Origin of the sequence: Stenotrophomonas sp. PE591 (assembly GCF_018320795.1) — a bacterium.
In the GTDB taxonomy this organism is placed as follows: domain Bacteria; phylum Pseudomonadota; class Gammaproteobacteria; order Xanthomonadales; family Xanthomonadaceae; genus Stenotrophomonas; species Stenotrophomonas maltophilia.
Window position 1 is genome coordinate 28,656 of the sequence record NZ_JAAOKO010000010.1, and the last position, 13,461, is coordinate 42,116.

The following is a 13,461-nucleotide window of genomic DNA, read 5'->3' on the forward strand; positions in this document are numbered from 1 at the left end:
TGGGTCCGGTTGCGGGGGTGTCCGCGGCATGGATGCCGCGGCCAAGCCCCCACGGACGGGTCTACGGCGTCCCCCGCAACCGGACCCATCCCGCCAACCCACGGAATGCCCGCTGTTGCTTTGGCCGTTGCCGTTGCCGTTGCCGTTGCCGTTGCGTCTGCGGGTGCCGGGCGGCAGCCCGGCCCAAGCCCCCCACCCACGCAGGTAGAATGCGCACATGGCTCTCTCCCTGCTCAAGTCCCTCAAGCCGGTCGCTGGCCGCGCCCTGCAGATCGCCCTGAACCGCGCGCTGGCGCTGGATCCGGATACCCGCCATGCATTGGCCAGCCTCGACGGCCGGCATATCGACCTGACCCTGGAAGCGCCGTCGCTGGCCATGCGCATCAGCGTCGACGGCGACCAGCTGCGGGTCGGCCCGGTGGATGCGCAGGAAGCCGACCTGGCCGTGCGCAGCAGCCTGGCCGGCGTGCTGGCGCAGCTGCCACTGCTGGCCAACGCACGACGCGGCGACAACAACGGCAAGGGCCGTGTGCGCGTGGCCGGCGATGCCGAGCTGGCGCGCCGCCTGCAGCAGCTGGCCAAGGGCTTCGATCCGGACTGGCAGCAGCCTTTCGTCAGCGTATTCGGCGAAGTACTGGGCGTGCAGGTCGCCAACACCCTGCGCAGCGCCCTGCAGCACGCGCGCCAGGGGGCGATCGATCTGGCCCACAGCGCCGCTGAGTTCATCACCGAGGAGTCGCGCGATGTGGTGCCGCGCGCCGAGCTGGATGCCTTCCACGACGACGTGGATGTGCTGCGCGATGACGTGGAGCGCCTTGGTGCACGCGTGCAGCGCCTGCGGGGTGCCGCATGAAGGCCGTGCTGCGGGCCAGCCGCATTGGCCGGGTGATCCTGCGTTACCGCCTCGACGACCTGCTGCAGGGCACGTCGGCCGAGCGCTGGCTGCGCCTGGCCAAGCCGTTCGTGCCGCGCGCCTCGGCCAGCATCGCCTCGCAGTCGCGCGGTGCGCGCCTGCGCCTGGCGCTGCAGGACCTCGGCCCGATCTTCGTCAAGTTCGGCCAGATCCTGTCCACCCGCCGCGACCTGGTGCCGCCGGACGTGGCCAACGAACTGACCCTGCTGCAGGACCGGGTCAAGCCGTTCGATGGCGAGACCGCGCGCCGCATCGTCGAGGACGCGCTCGGCCTGCCGGTCAGCGAGGCCTTCGCCAGCTTCGACACCGAGCCGCTGGCTTCGGCCTCGATCGCGCAGGTGCACGCGGCCACGCTGGCTGATGGTCGCCAGGTGGTGGTCAAGGTACTTCGCCCGGGCATCGAGAAGCAGATCGACGCCGACATCGCCCTGCTCAATTCGCTGGCCGCGCTGGTCGAGCGCACCCACCCGCGCGCCGACAAGATCCGGCCGCGCGAAGTGGTGGCCGAGGTCGAGAACACCCTGGCCGCCGAGCTGGACCTGCAGCGCGAAGGCGCCAATGCCAGCGTGCTGCGCCGCTTCTGGGAAAACAGCGACGACCTGTACGTGCCGGAAGTGATCTGGAGCCATACCGCCGAGCGCGCGCTAACCCTGGAGCGCGTTTGGGGCATTCCGTCCGATGACATCGCTGCACTGGACAAGGCCGGCATCGACCGCAAGGCGCTGGCCGCCAAGGGCGTGCGGGTGTTCTATACCCAGGTGTTCCGCGACAACTTCTTCCACGCCGACGCGCACGCCGGCAACATCTGGGTCGACACCGATCCGGCGCGCCGTGCCAATCCGCGCTTCATCGCGCTGGACTTCGGCATCATGGGCCAGCTGTCGCAGGAAGATCAGTACTACCTGGCCGAGAACTTCATGGCCATCTTCAACCGCGATTACCGCCGCATCGCCGAACTGCACGTGCAGGCACGCTGGATGCCCGACCACGTACGCATCGACGATCTGGAAGCGGCCGTGCGTTCAGTGTGCGAGCCGTACTTCACCCGTCCGCTGTCGCAGATCTCGCTGGCCGAAGTGCTGATGAAGCTGTTCCGGGTGGCGCAGCGCTACCAGCTGACGCTGCAGCCGCAGCTGATCCTGCTGCAGAAGACCCTGCTGAACATCGAGGGCGTCGGCCGCCAGCTGGACCCGCAGATCGACATCTGGGCGGTGGCCAAGCCGGTGCTGGCGAAGATCCTGCGCGAGCGCTACAGCCCGCGCCGGGTGGTGCGCGAGCTGGGCAAGCGCCTGCCGGAAATCATGACCCATGCGCCGGACATGCCGCGGCTGGTGCACGCCTGGCTGACCCAGCAGGTGGAAGGCCGCCACGAACTGGCGATGCGTTCGCGCGATCTGGTCGCGCTCGACGCCAGCCTGCAGCGCCTGCAGAAGCGCGCCGTGGGCGCGATCACCGGTGTGGGCCTGCTCGCCATCGCTGCACTGATGTATGTGCTGCAGCCGCCGGGCTGGTACTGGGGCGACGTGCCGGCGTGGAGCTGGCTGTCCGGTGCGGTCGGCGTGGTGGCGCTGGCGCGCGCGTGGTGGCGCTGACCCCGGCAGATTGAAGATCGGCGGCACGGTACGCCGCCGATCAATTACAGGCTCACCAGTGGTAGCCCAGGCCCAGGTGCGACTGCACACTCTGGAAGCTGTCCAGGCGCGTCTTGTGCCAGGTCTTGCCGATACCCACGTCCAGCACCAGATGCTCACCCAATGGCTGGCTGCGGCGCAGGAAGGCACGCCGTGCATCGTGCTCGCGCAGCAGCAGCGGATCGGACTCGGCGGTATAGCCGGACGTGCCGCTGCCCAGCCACAGCTGGGTCGAACCACGGCCTTGCCCATCCTTCAGCCGCAGCGACAGTGTGGTGCCATGCCCATCCGGTCCATTGGACTGGCGGTGCCGCTCGTGGCGCAGTGAGGCAGTCACGCGCGGGAAGTAATGCGAGGCACCCACCGACCAGCCGCTCACATGGGCGCCGGCATGGTACTGGGCGTATTTGCCGCCCACGCTCAGTACGGTCTGCGGTGTCACTTTCCACTGGATGTCCTGGTTGACCTGGCGGTTGACGAACACCGGATCATCGTTGGATGCCGTGACAGCGGTGCGGGTGGACAGGCGCGGGCTCCAGCGATGGTGCAGCGAGCCCTGCATGCGGTTGCCGCTGAATCGCCTGCTGCCGTAGTCACGCTCGCCATGGGCCAACCCCAGGTGCCAGCGGCTGCCGCCACTGCGTCCGGCCACGTCCACGGTCTGTACGTCGCGCTTGCCGAAGCCATCGCTGTAGTCGGCATGGTCCAGCTGCACCGTGACACGGTCGACGCCGGCGTGGGCGCTGCAGACAGCCAGCAGCAGGGCGCATGGCAGTGCGCCACGGATGATCAATCGCATGGGGTTACTCCAGGGGTTGGGAATGCAATGACTGCAGCAGCCGGTAGCGGCCGGGCGGCAGGTTTCGTTCCACGGTGATGCGCGGCCCGAACTGGCTTCCCGGCGCGACGATGCGGCCGGGCAGGATGATCACGCCGACGCCCAGCGCGGCACCTTCGCCGATCCAGGCGCCGAGCTTGTCGCGCTGGCTGTCGATGACGGTGTCGCCGATGTGGACGGTGACCGTTGCCCCATCCAGGCGATGGTTGCTGGTACGCACCAGGGCGCCGAGATAGACCCGGTCATCGATGCGGCTGTCGGCGATGAAGCACTGCGGGCCGATGCTGACCTGGTTGCCCAACCGTGCGTTCTTCAGTTCGCTGGCAAAGCCGATACGCGTGCCGTCACCGATGCACAGCGGGCCGCGCAGCAGTGCGTTGTTGCCGATCAGGCAGTCGCGGCCGATCGACACCGGACCCTGGACATGGGCGCCGTCGCAGATGCGACTGCCGGCACCGATCCGAACGGCGCCCTGCAAGGTGGCCCGTGGCGAGACCCCCGCGTCGGGATCAGTGTGGGGCGCAAGTGTCGACAGTGCCTCGGCCATCGCGGCGAGGTCATTCCACCACATGCGGGTACCTCGTCGGCTTGTCGCGCACGGGTTCGCGGCCGGTGAACAGCCCCGCCAGGCCATGAAACAGCCAGATCGCATAGGCGAGCAGTACATACAGCATCGAGAAGGCCGCCGCCGGCACCAGCCACGCACGTCGGTGGTGGATGGCACTGATCACTGCCAGCAGCATGACGATGCCGGTCCAGAACAGCGGCATCACCGACAGGGCAAGGCCACCCGGTCCGTGCAGCCGGGCCGCGCCGAACCATACCTGCAGCGACAGCATGATGCCGGCCAGGGCGAGCAGCATCATCGGCAGGATGCTGAAAATGCCGAAGCGTGTCAGCAGCAGGTGGCGATGCAGGCGCATGCATACCGCATAGCCGACGATCCAGCGTCGCCAGCGCCGCCATTCCTCCACCAGCGTGTTGCATTCCTGCGGGTAGACCACGCAGCGGATGCTCTGGCGAACCCGATAGCCCTGCGCAACCAGCGACCAGGACATGTCGAGGTCTTCCACGCGGGTGCGATCGGAAAATCCGACCTTGCGCAGCACCGAAGTACGGAACAGGCCACACGAGCCGGAAACGATGAACGGTGCGCCGCCCAGCCATTGCTGGAAGCTGCGCTTGATCACGATCATCGGCAGTTTCAGGCTGGCGCGCACATGGGGGAGGAAGCCGGCGCCCTGCAGGCTGGACGAGGGGACCCCGCCAACCGCATCGGCGCCGCGCTCGATCTCGGCCAGCAGATAACCCAGGCCATGGCTGCGCGGATCGATATGGGTATCTGCATCGGTCAGGAACACCTGCTCGGCGGTTGCGTGCTGCAGCCCGTGCATCAGCGCCCCCCCCTTGCCGGTGTTGGCCTGGTGCACGGCCACCAGGCGCCCGGGCCAGCGCGCCTGCAGCGCATCAAGCACCTGAGCCGTGTTGTCGGTGGAACCATCGTTGACACAGATCACCCGCGCCACGTACGGGTTTTCCAGCAGGCTGGCCAGCGAGCGCTCCAGGCATGGGGCTTCGTTGTAGGCCGGCACGATCGCGTCGATGCTGTACAGGCGGGTGCTGGGCCGGCGCGAGGCCTGCACGCAGATTCGTACCAGGATGAAAGCGCACATGGCCAGGAACAACAGCGTCTTCATCAAAGCACCAGACGGTAGGGCAGGAAGCCCTCGCTGGGACCGATGCCGATCTGCTGGCCACGGAACTGCGCATGGCAGCGGAGGTGGCTTTCCTGCATGTAGTGGCGATCGCCCTGGCTGGCATGCTCGCGCAGCGCGTGGATCTTCAGCTCCAGCTGTGCGCTGATGTCCTCGAACACCTGCGGCGCGAACTGCGGCAGGGTGCTGGGGCTCTCATAACAGAGGATCTGCGGAATGTGGCGGCAGGCGATGATCGACGCTTCGTGAACGGTGCGATGGTCCTGGTGATGATCCTCACCACACATCGTGTAGATGCGGTCTGGTTCGATCAGCGTGCAGACCTGTTCGATCGACGCAATGATGTCGTTGCGGCAGGTGGGGAATCGTGTGTCCGGGAAATCCTGCTGGATCACCTCGGCCACCCCGAGCCGGCGCAGGGCGCGATGCGATTCATCGCTGCGGTCGATGCCGGCGTGGCAGCCCCGGCCGCCACGGCTGAGTACCAGTGCATGGATGCGTGAGCCGGCGCGGGCGAGCTTTGCCAGGCTGCCACCGCAACCGAGTTCGATGTCATCTGGATGGGCACCGATTGCCAGAATGTTCAATGTCATGGCCGTGTCCTAGCGGAAGCCGGGTGCGCGGCGGCCAGGCATGCTGTCCCCGCGCGAAGGAGGCGGGAACTATCTCAGCGTGAAAATGCAGCGGCTCTAGGATTCATACGAAATTCCGGGATTCGGGTAAGAATGGACGCTGCGTCATGGCGAGCTCAGCGGAAAATGGCCCTGGAACTGTCGGAACTGAAGAACGAACTGGCCCACTTCGGTGCCGAAAACGACGCCCGTGAAGTCGAACGCGGCCGCCGCATGCTCAACATCACGCCAGATACGGGCGAATTCCTCGCGGTGCTGGTGCGCTTCGGCACTGCGCGCCGCGTACTGGAGATCGGCACCTCCAACGGCTATTCGACGCTGTGGCTGGCCGAGGCCGCCGCCGCCATCGACGGCCACGTGACTACGCTGGAATACGCCGAGGACAAGGCGGCGATGGCGCGTGACACCTTCGCGCGCAGTGGCCTGGCCGATCGCATCACGCTGGTCCACGACGATGCCGGGCCGTGGCTGGCAGAGGCCGCCGATGCCAGCATTGACCTGCTGTTCCTCGATTCGGACCGCGGGCAATACGCCGGCTGGTGGCCGCAGCTGCGCCGCGTGCTGCGTCCGGGTGGCCTGCTGGTGGTGGACAACGCCACCTCGCACGCGGAAGAGATGGAGCCGCTGTGCGTGCTGCTGGGCGCTGATCCGGACTTCAGCACCAGCCTGGTGCCGGTGGGCAACGGCGAGCTGCTGGCCGTACGCAACGCCTGACCGCCGTGCTGCCCGCGCCTGATCCGGTAGTGCCGGCCGCGCCTGATCTGGTAGTGCCGGCCGCTGGCCGGCAAGCCCAGCAGCCAGACGATCCGCAGGCAGCCGGCCAGCGGCCGGCTCTACCGCATTCAGTGCCCAGCCTCGATAATCCCGCCGTGAGCACCGAACCTGACACCCTCGCCGCGGTCGAGACTGAAACCGCGCCCCTGCAGCTGCTGCACCTGGATGAGCGCCTGGCTGTGGTCAACAAGCCTGCCGGGCTGATGGTCCACGACAGCAAGCTGGCCCGTGGCGAAGACGACTTCCTGGCCGACCGCCTGCGCGAGCAGCTGGGCCGCCCGATCTTCCTCGTGCATCGCCTGGACCGGGCCACCAGTGGCTGCCTGCTGCTGGCCTTTGACCGCGAGACCGCCAGTGCGCTGGGCAAGGCGCTGATGGGTGGCGAGGTGCTGAAGGACTACCTGACCGTCTGCCGGGGCTGGCCGGCCGAACTCGCCTGGCAGGTCGATCATGATCTGGACGGCGGCCCGGGCAAACCGGTGAAAAAGCCGGCGGTCACCGACTTCCAGCGCCTGGCCACCGGCGAGTTGTCGGTGCCGGTCGGCGAGTTCACCCGCTCGCGTTATGCGTTGCTGCGCTGCCAGCCACAGACCGGGCGCTTCCGGCAGATCCGCCGGCACCTCAAGCACCTGTCGCATCACATGATCGGCGACACCAGCCACGGTGATGGCCGCCACAACCGCATCTTCCGCATGCAGGGCGTGCACCGCATGCTGCTGCACGCCGAGCGCCTGCGGTTCCCGCATCCGGACGGTGGCACGGTGGATGTGCGTGCGCCGCTGGATCGTGAGTTCCAGAAGGCGCTGGACCTGTTTGGCTGGCAGGTGGACCTATAGACGGTAGTGCCGGCCGCTGGCCGGCATCTGCCTGATCCCAACCGTACGAGGTTGCCGGCCAGCGGCCGGCACGACCTCACTTCTTTTCCGGCTCGTTGACGATCGCTTCCAGGTCCTTCTGCAGGTCCGCGAACAGCGGCTGCATGCGCGCCTGGATCGCCACCATCACGTTCTGCATCAGGGCCGGGGTCTTGTCCAGCAGGCTCTGGCCGGCCGCGCTCTCGTAGAACTCGGCCATCGCCAGCACGTCTTCCTTGCTGAAAGTCTTCTTGTACAGGTCCACGTACATCGGCCGCAGCTGCTGCCAGGACAGTGCCTGGCGCAGGGTCTGGCTGGTCCGTGCCTGGATCCGCTTCAGCTGCTCCTGCTGCTGGGCATTGAGCTGGCGCTGTGCGGCCACCTGCTGGAACTGCTGCTGCTGCATCGCCTCGATCTGCGGCAGCATGGTGTCGATCATGCTCTGCGCACGTGACGCGGACAGCAGACGGTTGATGTCGCCATCGGTCGGCGGCGCGGCCAGGGCGGGGACACTGGCCACGGCCAGCGCCAGCAGCAGGGCGGCGCGGCGCAGCAGGGAGGGCAGGGCGGGTGCGGAGCGGGTCATGCGAAGCTTCCTGCGGTACATGGGACGGCCAGCATACCCGCAGCCAAGGCGAAGGCGGCGTGTTCGGTACCTGATCGGCGGCATACGGCGCGCGATGCGCACTCCGACACGTGGCTGCCGCTACAATGCGCGGATGGGCAGTGGACCGGTCACCATCAACGCGCAGCTTGAAATCCCCGACGGCGAGATCGTCGAGCGGTTCGTGCGTGCCAGCGGTGCCGGTGGCCAGAACGTCAACAAGGTCTCCACTGCGGTGGAACTGCGTTTCGACGTGGCCAACTCGCCCTCGTTGCCCGAACCGTTGCGCACGCGCCTGCTGGCGCGGCGTGACCGGCGCATGACCGGCGAAGGCGTGCTGGTCATCGACGCGCAACGTTTCCGCACCCAGGATCGCAATCGCGAGGATGCGCGCGAGCGGCTGGCGGCCTTCATCCAGGCCGGGCTGAGCGTGCCCAAACCGCGCAAGGCCACCAAGCCGACCCTCGGGTCGAAACTGCGTCGTCTGGACGCCAAACGCGGGCGCGCGCAGATCAAGCGCGGGCGCTCATCACGTGACTGGGAGTGATTGCTTGAACAACCCGACTCCGCTGCTGCCGGCCGTGCCGCCGCAGATGCCACAGGTCAAACCCAACGCCTTCCTGCGCTGGCTGGCGCGCTGCACCCTGCGCATGGGCGGCTGGAAGGTGACCGGCACCCTGCCTGACATCCCGCGCCTGGTGTTCATCATCGCGCCGCATTCGTCCAACTGGGACGGCCTGTGGGGCATGGCGGCCAAGATCGCGCTGGGCATGAAGGTGAAGGTGCTGGGCAAGGCCTCGCTGTTCTGGTGGCCGCTGGGGCCGCTGCTGCACAAGCTGGGCGTGATCCCGCTGGACCGCAGCTCGCCGCAGGGCACGGTGGGTCAGGCGGTGGACCTGCTGCGCAACAACGAGAAGATGTGGTTCGCCATCACCCCCGAGGGCACCCGAAAGGCGGTGAAGGATTGGAAGGCCGGCTTCCTGAAGATCGCCCGGATGGCCGACGTGCCGATCCTGGCCGCCTATTTCCATTACCCGGAAAAGACCATCGGCATCGGCCCGCTGTTCCAGCCGACCGGGGACGATGCTGCCGACATGGCCGCCATCCGCGAGTTCTACCGGCCGTGGATCGGCAAGACCCGCGGCACGGTCTGAGCCGGCCGCAGGCCGTCGCATAGACGCCACGTCCGGCACATGCCGGGCGAGCGCGACAGGAGTAGGGTGGAGGGCTGGTATTCCATACCGTCTGCCCAAGGAGCGTTTTACATGTCGCGTACCGTAGTCCTGGCCGCCGCCATCAGCCTGGCGCTGGCGGCCTGTTCCGGCAAGGAGTCCACCCCCGTGTCCGATGCCCAGAAAGCCCCGGCCCAGCAGCCGGCCGAAGCCTCCACCAATCCGCTGCTGAGCGCCAGCACGCTGCCGTTCCAGGCGCCGCAGTTCGACAAGATCAAGGACAGCGACTACCTGCCGGCCTTCGAAGAAGGCATGCGCCAGCACCTGGCCGACGTTCGCAAGATCGCCGACAGCAGCGAGCCGGCCACCTTCGACAACACCATCGTGGCGATGGAGCGCAGCGGCGAGACCCTGACCCGCGTGTCGCGCATCTTCTTCGGCCTGGTCCAGGCCGATACCAACGATGCGCGCCAGAAGATCCAGGAAGAAGTGGCGCCGAAGCTGGCTGCGCACCAGGACGAGATCAACCTCGACCCGAAGCTGTTCGCGCGCGTGAAGTCGATCTATGACCAGCGCGACACGCTTGAACTGGATCCGGTGCAGAAGCGCCTGGTCGAGCACTACTACGATGGCCTGGTGCGCGCCGGCGCACAGCTGTCCGACGCCGACAAGGCATCGCTGCGCAAGCTCAACGTGGAAGAAACCACCCTTTCCACCCAGTTCCACACCCGCCTGGTGGCCGCTACCGCCGCTGCGGCCGTTGTCGTTGACGACAAGGCCAAGCTGGCCGGCCTGGACGAGGATGCGATCAACAACGCCGCCAACGCAGCGAAGGAGCGCAAGCTGGATGGCAAGTTCCTGCTGCCGCTGCAGAACACCACCCAGCAGCCGGTGCTCGGCTCGCTGAGTGACCGCGACCAGCGTGCCGCCGTGCTGAAGGCTTCGGAAACCCGCGCCGAGCGTGGCGATGCCAACGACACCCGGCAGACCGTGCAGCGCCTGGCCCAGCTGCGTGCGCAGAAGGCCAAGCTGCTTGGCTTCGACACCTTCGCCGACTACCAGCTGGGCGACCAGATGGCCAAGACCCCGGCTGCCGCGCTGAAGCTGCTGACCGACACCGTGCCGGCCGCTACCGCCAAGGCGCGCGCCGAAGCCGGCGAGATCCAGAAGGTGATCGACGCGCAGAAGGGCGGCTTCCAGGTCGCCGCCTCGGACTGGGATTTCTACGCCGAGCAGGTGCGCAAGGCCAAGTACGATCTGGACGAGTCGCAGATCAAGCCGTACTTCGAACTGGACAACGTGCTGCAGAACGGCGTCTTCTACGCCGCCACCCAGCTGTACGGCATCACCTTCAAGCCGCGTACCGACATTCCGACCTACAACCCGGACATGAAGGTGTACGAAGTCTTCGACAAGGACGGCACCTCGCTGGCCCTGTTCTACACCGACTACTTCAAGCGTGACAGCAAGTCCGGCGGCGCCTGGATGGACGTGTTCGTCGAGCAGGACGGCCTGACCGGCGCCAAGCCGGTGGTCTACAACGTCTGCAACTTCACCAAGCCGGCCGCCGGCCAGCCTGCGCTGATCAGCTTCGACGACGTCACCACCATGTTCCATGAGTTCGGCCATGCACTGCATGGCATGTTCTCGAACGTGAAGTATCCGTCGATTGCCGGCACCGCCACCTCGCGCGACTTCGTCGAGTTCCCGTCGCAGTTCAACGAGCACTGGGCGCTGGACCCGAAGGTGTTCGCCAACTACGCCAAGCACTACAAGACCGGCGAGGCGATGCCGCAGGAGCTGGTCGACAAGATCCTCAAGGCACGCAGCTTCAACCAGGGCTATGCGACCACCGAGTACCTGTCGGCCGCACTGCTGGACCTGGCCTGGCACACGCAGAAGGCCGACGCGCCGCTGCAGGACGTCGGCGCCTTTGAAGCCAGCGCGCTGAAGAAGTTCAAGGTCGACCTGCCGCAGGTGCCGCCGCGTTACCGCACCACCTACTTCGACCACATCTGGGGTGGCGGTTACTCGGCCGGCTACTACGCCTACTTCTGGGCGGAAGTGCTGGACCATGACGCCTACCAGTGGTTCACCGAACACGGTGGCCTGACCGCCGCCAATGGCCAGGAATTCCGCGACAAGATCCTCTCGCGCGGCAACAGCGTGGAGCTGTCGACCCTGTACCGCGATTTCCGCGGCAAGGACCCGTCGGTGGAACCGCTGCTGAAGTTCCGCGGGCTGAAATAAGCGCGACCTGAAGTACGAAAGAAATAACGGCGGGGGAAACCCCGCCGTTTTTCGTTGAATCGATGCCATCGACAGATTCTGCAGTTTGCCGCTCATCCACGCATGGCGTGGATCCATGTATCGACCAAGGTCGACACCCACCAGAAGCACGCCATGCTGTTCCGACAGTTCGCGGAGATCTGTCGAAGGCGGGGTGGGTCCGGTTGCGGGGGTGTCCGCGGCATGGATGCCGCAGCCAAGCTTACAGGGACGTACTTGCAGCGTCCCCCGCAACCGGACCCACCCCGCCATCCCCCAGGAAACCGGCTTTGGCTGTTGCTGTTGAGGTTGCCGGCCAGCGGCCGGCACTACCGGGTGCCGGGCACAGCCCGGCCATCACGTCCCCACGTGCACGCGATTGGCCTGTTCGGCCAATCCCAGGTGATCCAGCGCGATGTCCAGCGCCAGCACATAGCTCTGCGCACCGTACCCGGCGGCGATGCCCAGGCGCTGGCCGACACCGGCCGGCAGGCACGGCTCGGCCACCGCGCCGTCGTCATGTACTTCCACGTAGGCGTTGTGCAGGTAGGGCAGCAGGCGCTGAAGACGCAGGCTGTTGGCACAGGCACCCGGATCGAGCAGCGTAACCTCGCCGCGGCTGTGGTCGGCCACGCGCAGGGCGTCCAGCAGTTCCTGTTCCGAGCCGCAGGCGCGTATCGCCACGCTGGTGCCGGCGTCGATCGCCCGGTGCACCAACGACTTCAGTACCGGTGCCGGCAGCGGCATGGCGGTACGGATCAGTGCACCGGCGGCTTCCGGGCCACGGATGATGAAGATCGACATGGCTCAGCCCTCCTGCGCCAAGCGGCGGCCGACGATGGCCAGCGACAACGGATAACCGGCCTGCTGGCTGCGCTGGTCGATGACCACCGCCGCGGGGCCATGCTGCAGTCGCAGGCGCGACTCCAGGCCGGGCTCGCTGGGTGCCTGCAACTCGATGTACTGCGCCGGCAGCCGTTCCAGCGCCGCCTGCAGCGCACCGCGCTCGGCCTGCCATTGCGCCTCGTCGGCCACGCCGACATCCAGCAGCACCCAGTCGGCCGAACGCGCCTGCGGCTGGCACAGGCACTGTCGCACTTCGGACAGGCTGGCGCAGTCGCTGCACAGCACGCGATGGCCGTTCAGCTGCGCCGGCAATTGCGGGCGCGGCGCGGACGAAGATGCGTGGCGGATCACCAGGAGGGTCATACAACACCTTGCGGAATGCGCCCTGTGGCGCGGTGGGCACACGATGCGCGCGCTGGCCGTAAAGGTGCGATGCCGGCGGCAGGTCCCGCGCGTAAAACCTGCGTAACCCGGCGCTACCGGGAACCTCTCCCCCCCATGTGTGGTCTGATGCAGCTACCACCCACCCGGAGCCTGCCATGGACGCCGTTGCCCGCCCTCCCTTTTCCGATCGCGCGCTGGCCTGGCTGAAAAAGGAGGCGCTGCCGTTGCTGGTGATGCTCGGCCTGCTCGCCGCCGCCCGCGATACCCTCGCCAACCACTACGTGGTGCCCAGCGGTTCGATGCAGCCGACCCTGCAGCCCGGCGACCGGGTGGTGGTGGACATGCGCGCCTACGGCCTGCGCCTGCCATTCACCAGCAGGGAACTGATGTCCACCGGCACGCCGCAGCGCGGCGAAGTGGCGGTATTCGATTCGCCAGCCGACGGCACCCGCCTGATCAAGCGCGTTGCCGCAGTGGCCGGTGACCATGTGCAGCTGCACGAAGGGCACCTGATCATCAACGGCCAGCCGCTGCAGACTGCGGACCTGCAGGATGTGGAAGCCTTCGGTGAACGCCGTGCCAGCCTCGATCTGGACATGGGGGGCGGCCCGGACATCGCCGACCTGGTGGTGCCGGACGGCAAGGTGCTGGTGCTGGGTGACCACCGTGGCAACAGCTTCGATGGCCGCTTCTTCGGCTTCGTAGATGCCGACAAGGTCTACGGCCGTGCGGTGGCGGTGTACTACCGCCGCGGCGACGGTTTCGAGTGGCAGCGCCTGTAAGCTGAATTGATACTTCTTGAGTATCAATCCTGACCTATCAGGTTATGG

The 13,461-nt window shown here is 67.1% G+C and carries 15 protein-coding genes; 8 read left to right on the plus strand and 7 right to left on the minus strand.

The window, feature by feature from the left end; all coding sequences use genetic code 11:
- Positions 1–217: 217 nt before the first annotated feature.
- The gene (locus tag JLDANKMP_RS18880) at positions 218–853 is read left to right on the plus strand and encodes an SCP2 sterol-binding domain-containing protein (protein WP_005411902.1); all 636 of its coding nucleotides are present in this window, start codon (positions 218–220) and stop codon (positions 851–853) included.
- Positions 850–2,505: a ubiquinone biosynthesis regulatory protein kinase UbiB gene (gene ubiB / locus JLDANKMP_RS18885; protein WP_062606350.1), complete on the plus strand. Its 1,656-nt coding sequence runs from the start codon at positions 850–852 to the stop codon at positions 2,503–2,505. Before JLDANKMP_RS18880 ends, ubiB begins: the two co-directional genes overlap by 4 nt.
- A 52-nt stretch (positions 2,506–2,557) precedes the next feature.
- On the opposite strand, the gene JLDANKMP_RS18890 is transcribed toward ubiB, so the two are convergent.
- From JLDANKMP_RS18890 to JLDANKMP_RS18905, 4 genes are read right to left on the minus strand one after another with little or no spacing between them, the layout of a single operon-like run.
- Complete coding sequence (locus tag JLDANKMP_RS18890; RefSeq protein WP_114618792.1) at positions 2,558–3,343, minus strand: YaiO family outer membrane beta-barrel protein; 786 nt, start codon at positions 3,341–3,343, stop codon at positions 2,558–2,560.
- 4 nt (positions 3,344–3,347) lie between these two features.
- The gene (locus JLDANKMP_RS18895; protein ID WP_087802879.1) at positions 3,348–3,953 is read right to left on the minus strand and encodes an acetyltransferase; all 606 of its coding nucleotides are present in this window, start codon (positions 3,951–3,953) and stop codon (positions 3,348–3,350) included.
- Complete coding sequence (locus tag JLDANKMP_RS18900) at positions 3,940–5,079, minus strand: glycosyltransferase family 2 protein (protein ID WP_043035696.1); 1,140 nt, start codon at positions 5,077–5,079, stop codon at positions 3,940–3,942. The genes JLDANKMP_RS18895 and JLDANKMP_RS18900 overlap by 14 nt, the downstream gene beginning before the upstream one ends.
- Positions 5,079–5,690, minus strand: coding sequence for a PIG-L deacetylase family protein (locus tag JLDANKMP_RS18905; RefSeq protein ID WP_111150283.1), 612 nt, complete (start codon positions 5,688–5,690; stop codon positions 5,079–5,081). The genes JLDANKMP_RS18900 and JLDANKMP_RS18905 overlap by 1 nt, the downstream gene beginning before the upstream one ends.
- A gap of 165 nt (positions 5,691–5,855) precedes the next feature.
- Between JLDANKMP_RS18905 and JLDANKMP_RS18910 the strand changes: the two genes are divergently transcribed.
- Together JLDANKMP_RS18910 and JLDANKMP_RS18915 are read left to right on the plus strand one after the other, a co-directional pair.
- Positions 5,856–6,443, plus strand: a complete 588-nt coding sequence (locus JLDANKMP_RS18910) for an O-methyltransferase (RefSeq protein ID WP_099474635.1) — start codon at positions 5,856–5,858, stop codon at positions 6,441–6,443.
- Between the two features lie 155 nt (positions 6,444–6,598).
- The gene (locus JLDANKMP_RS18915; RefSeq protein ID WP_049460987.1) at positions 6,599–7,339 is read left to right on the plus strand and encodes a pseudouridine synthase; all 741 of its coding nucleotides are present in this window, start codon (positions 6,599–6,601) and stop codon (positions 7,337–7,339) included.
- Positions 7,340–7,415: 76 nt separating this feature from the next.
- Here the strand turns inward: JLDANKMP_RS18915 and JLDANKMP_RS18920 are convergent, their stop codons facing one another.
- Positions 7,416–7,943, minus strand: a complete 528-nt coding sequence (locus JLDANKMP_RS18920; RefSeq protein WP_005407643.1) for a DUF2059 domain-containing protein — start codon at positions 7,941–7,943, stop codon at positions 7,416–7,418.
- A 133-nt stretch (positions 7,944–8,076) separates the two neighbouring features.
- Between JLDANKMP_RS18920 and arfB the strand changes: the two genes are divergently transcribed.
- From arfB to dcp, 3 genes are all read left to right on the plus strand, one after another.
- On the plus strand, positions 8,077–8,508 hold the full coding sequence (arfB, locus tag JLDANKMP_RS18925; RefSeq protein ID WP_005407644.1) for an alternative ribosome rescue aminoacyl-tRNA hydrolase ArfB: 432 nt from the start codon (positions 8,077–8,079) through the stop codon (positions 8,506–8,508).
- Positions 8,509–8,512: 4 nt separating this feature from the next.
- A complete protein-coding gene (locus JLDANKMP_RS18930) occupies positions 8,513–9,115 on the plus strand; it encodes a lysophospholipid acyltransferase family protein (RefSeq protein ID WP_212561842.1) in 603 nt (200 codons plus the stop codon).
- 111 nt (positions 9,116–9,226) lie between these two features.
- Entirely contained in the window at positions 9,227–11,383 is a 2,157-nt protein-coding gene (gene dcp, locus JLDANKMP_RS18935; RefSeq protein WP_012478784.1) for a peptidyl-dipeptidase Dcp, read from the plus strand.
- 375 nt (positions 11,384–11,758) lie between these two features.
- Here dcp and JLDANKMP_RS18940 read toward each other — a convergent pair whose 3' ends face one another.
- Positions 11,759–12,205 carry a 3-dehydroquinate dehydratase gene (locus JLDANKMP_RS18940; protein ID WP_004153636.1) on the minus strand — a complete coding sequence of 149 codons (447 nt, stop codon included), beginning with the start codon at positions 12,203–12,205 and terminating at the stop codon, positions 11,759–11,761.
- Positions 12,206–12,208: 3 nt separating this feature from the next.
- Positions 12,209–12,610: a hypothetical protein gene (locus tag JLDANKMP_RS18945; protein WP_212561843.1), complete on the minus strand. Its 402-nt coding sequence runs from the start codon at positions 12,608–12,610 to the stop codon at positions 12,209–12,211.
- 176 nt (positions 12,611–12,786) lie between these two features.
- On the opposite strand from JLDANKMP_RS18945, the gene lepB reads away from it, so the two are divergent.
- The gene (gene lepB / locus JLDANKMP_RS18950; protein WP_212561844.1) at positions 12,787–13,413 is read left to right on the plus strand and encodes a signal peptidase I; all 627 of its coding nucleotides are present in this window, start codon (positions 12,787–12,789) and stop codon (positions 13,411–13,413) included.
- Positions 13,414–13,461: the final 48 nt, after the last annotated feature.

Excerpts from the sequence above, each read along its gene's own strand:
- JLDANKMP_RS18880 (WP_005411902.1), top strand. The coding sequence starts at position 218 with ATGGCTCTCTCCCTGCTCAAGTCCCTCAAGCCGGTCGCTGGCCGCGCC.
- ubiB (WP_062606350.1), top strand. The coding sequence starts at position 850 with ATGAAGGCCGTGCTGCGGGCCAGCCGCATTGGCCGGGTGATCCTGCGT.
- JLDANKMP_RS18890 (WP_114618792.1), bottom strand. The coding sequence starts at position 3,343 with ATGCGATTGATCATCCGTGGCGCACTGCCATGCGCCCTGCTGCTGGCT.
- JLDANKMP_RS18895 (WP_087802879.1), bottom strand. The coding sequence starts at position 3,953 with ATGTGGTGGAATGACCTCGCCGCGATGGCCGAGGCACTGTCGACACTT.
- JLDANKMP_RS18900 (WP_043035696.1), bottom strand. The coding sequence starts at position 5,079 with ATGAAGACGCTGTTGTTCCTGGCCATGTGCGCTTTCATCCTGGTACGA.
- JLDANKMP_RS18905 (WP_111150283.1), bottom strand. The coding sequence starts at position 5,690 with ATGACATTGAACATTCTGGCAATCGGTGCCCATCCAGATGACATCGAA.
- JLDANKMP_RS18910 (WP_099474635.1), top strand. The coding sequence starts at position 5,856 with ATGGCCCTGGAACTGTCGGAACTGAAGAACGAACTGGCCCACTTCGGT.
- JLDANKMP_RS18920 (WP_005407643.1), bottom strand. The coding sequence starts at position 7,943 with ATGACCCGCTCCGCACCCGCCCTGCCCTCCCTGCTGCGCCGCGCCGCC.
- arfB (WP_005407644.1), top strand. The coding sequence starts at position 8,077 with ATGGGCAGTGGACCGGTCACCATCAACGCGCAGCTTGAAATCCCCGAC.
- dcp (WP_012478784.1), top strand. The coding sequence starts at position 9,227 with ATGTCGCGTACCGTAGTCCTGGCCGCCGCCATCAGCCTGGCGCTGGCG.
- JLDANKMP_RS18940 (WP_004153636.1), bottom strand. The coding sequence starts at position 12,205 with ATGTCGATCTTCATCATCCGTGGCCCGGAAGCCGCCGGTGCACTGATC.
- JLDANKMP_RS18945 (WP_212561843.1), bottom strand. The coding sequence starts at position 12,610 with ATGACCCTCCTGGTGATCCGCCACGCATCTTCGTCCGCGCCGCGCCCG.
- lepB (WP_212561844.1), top strand. The coding sequence starts at position 12,787 with ATGGACGCCGTTGCCCGCCCTCCCTTTTCCGATCGCGCGCTGGCCTGG.